Genomic DNA, 2,630 nt, shown 5'->3' with positions numbered 1-2,630 from the left:
GGTGATGATGATGGTGCGGCAGATCCTCGGGGTCGTGCCTCACGCCATGGGCTACTTCGAGATCTGGCCCGAAGCCTTCACCACCTATAGCGTGCTGGTCCCCAGCTTCCTCGACATCCCCCGCTGCGACCTCGGCCGCGGCATCCCGCCGGACCTACGCAGCCTGGTGCTCTACGTCGCCAGCCGCTCCTACGGCTGCTCCTACTGCTCGGCCCACGCGGCCGGCGTCGGCACCGTCTTTCGCGGCCCGGGCCTCTCGCTCGCGCGCAACCGCGAGGCCCTCAACGCCGAGGCCTGCGGCCTGTTCAGCCCCGCCGACATCGCCGCCATCAACTACGCCACCGCCATCGCCAAGATCCCCGGCGAGGTCACCCTCGACCTGCGCCTCGAGCTCGCCCGTCACCACAGCGAAGAACACGAAGAGGCCATCGTCCTCGCCGCCACGCTGATGGGCTTCCTCAACACGGCCATGGACAGCCTGGGCATGGTCCTCGAGTGGAAGGTGCTCGAGCAGGCCGAGAAATTCCTGACCCCGAGCTCCTGGACCGCCGCGAAGAACTACGAGCCCGAGCACGACCGCGACATCATCGAGGCCGACAAGCTCACCGACGACGGCGACACCCTCGGCCCCCTGGCCCTGGCCCGGACCATGGCCGGCATCATCGCCTACGACCGCGGCGCCCTCGAGGGCATCCCCAACCGGCCCCACAAGATCTACGAGCAGGTTCGCGGCGCCCTGGGCTTCGTCCCCTACTACCTCGAGCGAATCGAGCGCAACTCGACCAAGCGCGTCATCGCCCACTGCCTGGTCGAGCGCGTGGCCCACGACAGCGGCAACGTCCCCGTGTGGATCAAGTTCGCCTTGGGCTTCATCGCCGCCAAGCGGGCCGACAACAACCTGCTGGCCGCCCACTTCGCCTTCGGGGCCGTGCGCGCCGGGGCCACCGTCAAGCGCCTGGCCGAGGCCCTGCGCCCCGGCACCGAGGCCGGGCGCGAACAGGCGGCCTTCGATCTCGCCCACACCTCCTCGCTGGCGCCCGCCGACGTCGGCCACGCCGTGGTCACGGCGCTGACCCAGTTCTGGACGCCGCCCAGCATCATCGAGCTGATCGTCGCGCTGGGGGTGCACGGGCTGCTCAACCGCTACACGTCGACTTATCCGGTGGACAAGTACGAGCCGGAGATCGCTGCGTTCGTCGCCGAGCATGGCTCGGCGCTGGGGATCGCCGCCAAGCCCAACGGTCACGGGACCCAGTGGGACGAGCTGGCCGCGAAGGCCCGGGCCGAGAGCAAGCGCTGAGGCTACCTTGTCAAGATCATCTGATGGGGTTCTGCGAGAACCTTCGCCACGAGGTCTTCACCCGCCACGTCTCCATACCTCTCCTCGAGTTGTTCCCGTAGGCGAAAGAGGCGCGCGTTGGCTGTATCTACCAAGTGTGCAAACGACACAGCTTCGATATTACCAAGTGTGCGGTTATCAAAAATCACAGCTCGTTTGGCGGTTCCTGGGGCCACCCGGTGCCCCACCACAAATGCATCAATCAAAGGCGGGCCGTCAAGATGCCCCGAGTTCAGGATGTCTTCCACATATCCGTTTGCTTGATTCATTTCCTCTCGTCCAATGGTGGACCCGCCTTTTTTTAGTTCAATCAATAATACCCGGCGAAGCCGGGGAAGAGGCTTTCCATTGTCGAAATCCTCTGCTGCAACTGCAGAATATGTCGCGTTTGCTGCGACCAGAAGATCCGGGCGAACAAGTGGACGCGGCACGTTTTCAGGACGAACACCATGCCCAAGGACTTTTTCAACGGCGTTCTTCAGTCGGCGATTTGATGCATAGATCGGCGAGTCGTATTCTGGCCCGAAAAGCCATCGTGCTTGAGTCACGAGTGGATGGAGTGTATGAAGCTCATCCACTGCGGGATCGGCACACAGTTTAACAATCGCCTCGGCGGTACTGAGACGACGGTCGATCTCGTCCAAAACCGCGCGTGCATCTTGGACGGTCCATTCATCCAGGAGCTGATCCAAGGCATCAAGATCCTCCTCCGGCATCGCGCTGAGCCGCTGGAGCAATCGCTTTCCCGAACGAGACGACTCCAACTCCACAACCGCTTCCACAACAGCCACAAAATCATCCGTCCTCATCGTCGGCCGTTTGCGCGCAATCGTCTCCACCATCAACGACACCTCAGCTTGGGCCGTCCGGCTGAGTTCCCGCAGTTGCTCTGCTTGCCCCCTAACAGCATCTTGTTTCTTCTCTTCGACGCGCACTGTCATCAACGAAAAGAGGACCTCGCGAACAACCCGCGCAACTTCTTCCATGATCGACTTGACGCGCTCCGTGGGTTTGAAGCCCGTCCAGTCCGGCAGAACATCTTCAACAAGAACGTCTACCTCGACAACAAAGATGTACTTTCGTGCTTCACGACTCCTGCCGTCGAGAACAGTGTCGTCACCAACCTGCCAGCCCGGAGAGCCCACCAGTCGACTGTTTACCCAGAACGCAACTCCATGGTGTAGCAAACGATGCGCCCGGCGCTCGGCGTCTATGACATGAAGTTTGCCCACCTCCTCACCTGCCACAACAATCTGATGCTGGCTGTCTTCATCAGAAAAAGAAAACAAAT

2 protein-coding genes are annotated in these 2,630 nt (G+C 62.0%); one reads left to right on the top strand and one right to left on the bottom strand.

All coding sequences use genetic code 11. From position 1 onward, the window contains the following. Positions 1-1,300: carboxymuconolactone decarboxylase family protein (locus KDH09_05710; protein ID MCB0219173.1), on the top strand; the 1,300-nt coding region annotated here is incomplete at its 5' end. A gap of 2 nt (positions 1,301-1,302) precedes the next feature. On the opposite strand, the gene KDH09_05705 is transcribed toward KDH09_05710, so the two are convergent. Beyond that, the coding region (locus KDH09_05705; protein ID MCB0219172.1) for an ATP-binding protein at positions 1,303-2,630 on the bottom strand (1,328 nt) is incomplete at its 5' end.

Source organism: Chrysiogenia bacterium (genome assembly GCA_020434085.1).
Taxonomy (GTDB): Bacteria; JAGRBM01; JAGRBM01; order JAGRBM01; family JAGRBM01; genus JAGRBM01.
The sequence above is the reverse complement of the archived record's forward strand: the minus strand, read 5'-3'. Positions and strand labels throughout refer to the sequence as shown.